The organism is Paraconexibacter sp., assembly GCF_041602235.1.
In the GTDB taxonomy this organism is placed as follows: Bacteria; Actinomycetota; Thermoleophilia; order Solirubrobacterales; family Solirubrobacteraceae; genus Paraconexibacter.
Genome location: NZ_JBFIGP010000454.1, coordinates 1 through 1,949, shown reverse-complemented (window position 1 = coordinate 1,949; position 1,949 = coordinate 1). Strand labels below are relative to the sequence as shown.

The 1,949-nt window shown below is 73.6% G+C and carries 2 protein-coding genes; both read left to right on the top strand.

All coding sequences use genetic code 11. The features are described 5' to 3' along the window. The coding region (locus tag ABYE80_RS20335; RefSeq protein WP_372792199.1) for a hypothetical protein at positions 1 to 1,203 on the top strand (1,203 nt) is incomplete at its 5' end. A 55-nt stretch (positions 1,204 to 1,258) separates the two neighbouring features. Further along, positions 1,259 to 1,720: a hypothetical protein gene (locus ABYE80_RS20330; RefSeq protein ID WP_372792197.1), complete on the top strand. Its 462-nt coding sequence runs from the start codon at positions 1,259 to 1,261 to the stop codon at positions 1,718 to 1,720. Positions 1,721 to 1,949 lie beyond the last annotated feature (229 nt).

The following is a 1,949-nucleotide window of genomic DNA, read 5'->3' as shown; positions in this document are numbered from 1 at the left end:
GTGGGCTACAAGTGGGGCGGGACCCCGTCGCTCTACATGGGTGGAGGGTGCGCCATCGGCCCGTTCAAGGACACCGCCGGGATCGCCTCCCTGCGCGCCGGTGGGGCCCCGCGGACCTTCAGGCTCTCGGCGGGTCCCGCGTTCACCGTCCTGAGGTTCGTCGGTGACGGCGCTCCGCCGCTCGTCGAGGTCACCGGCCCGGGTGGGGTGGTCATGACGACGCCGACCGTGGTCGACGCGGAGGTCCAGCGCGGCGGCACGGCCGTCGTCATCCGCGACCCCACGACCAACACGACCTTCGTGCAGTTCCGGCCCGAGACCGGGACGTACACGGCGGTCCTCCAGCCAGGGTCGGTGGCGGTGACCGGCGCCACGACATCCGAGTCGCTGCCGAGTCCCTCGATCACGGCGTCGGTGAGCGGCCGCGGCACCCGTCGCGTCCTGCGCTGGCGGGCGACGAGGATCGCGGGCCAGCAGCTCACCTTCACGGTCCGGGGCGCAGCGGGCCTGCGGGAGATCACGACCACGAACGCGACGTCGGGATCCAAGCGCTTCACCGTGCCCGCCGGGCTGCCCGGGATCAGCACCGTCTCGGCCCGGGTGCGGCAGGACGGCTTCGACCGCGCGACCCTGGACGTCGCGAGCTTCTCGGCGCCGGTGGCACGGCCGCCCAAGGCCCCGCGAGGCCTGTCCATCCAGCGCAAGGGCCTGACGGCGCGCATCAGATGGGCCAAGGTCGCCGGGGCCGTCTCCTACGCGGTGCAGGTCTCCACGACCGGCGGGGCTCGCAGCGTCACCACCCAGCAGCAGCCCTCGCTGGTCCTCCCGCGGACGTTGCCGTCCGACACCGTCGCGGTCCAGGTGACGGCCCTCGACGCCAGCGGGCAGCGCAGCGCGTCCGCGACCCGCACCTCGCAGGGGCGGGCGGCCAGCGCCTGCCTGGCGCCCGCGAAGGTCACGGTCGTGCTGAAGGCGCGAAGCTCCCTGTCCAGCGCCGTCGCGCTCCTCAACGGACGGCCCGCGGCCGCGAACCGCACGGGCGCGAAGCGGCTCTCGGTGCCGCTGGCGGGCATCACCGGCAGGAAGGCGACCCTCGTCGTGAAGGCACGCACGCGCAGTGGCCGGGCGATCGCCGGCCGGCACGTGTACGCGCTGTGCGCGGGGCGGACGGTGCCCGCACGACTCGTGCTGCCGCTGCGCTGAGATGGTGGGGCTGATGTTCGCGGGGCGCGGCCCCCGCGCCGACTACCCTGCAGGCATGAGCTACACGAGCGCTGACGCGCGACAGGGCCTCCTCGACGAGTTCGCCGGTGCGATCGAGGAGATCGGTCGCGCGCTGGCGTGCGTCGGCGAGGCCTACGACCTCCTCGACGAGCATGCCGCCGATCGGCTGGAGGAGGAGATCTTCGGGCCACTGCAGACCGCCTACGGCCGGGCCAAGCGCACGCACACCGGGTTCGCGCAGCGGTTCGGGCTGCCCGAGCGGGCCTTCGCGCCCTCCGGGCCGGTCGGCCTCGCCTCGCAGGGCGCTGCCCTGTTCCTCCACGGCGCCATCGAGGCGGCCGAGGAGGCCGACCTGCTCATCGGCGAGCTGCAGGACTCGATGGCGCCGGTCGAGGTCGGGGACGCCGAGCTGCGAGCCGGTCTCGCGGAGGTTCGGGAGCTGCTGACGCCCGTCCCGCACCGCACGTCGCAGCTCCTGCGTGTGCTCGGACGCTGAAGGACGAACATCCGTCCGTTCCGGCGGGGATCGGGCGCGCACGCGCTACGGTCGGTCAACGCCATCGAATCGAGTTCATGCCGAACCCGCCACGGCAGCAAGAGCGTCTGACCGCCGCTCTGCGGAGCGAGCGTCGAGCCCGGGGTCTCGTCGAGACCCATCACCTCGTCCACGGGCTCATGACGAGCGGATCCCCGCTCTCCGAGGTCCTGGACGGCATGGTGCGCGG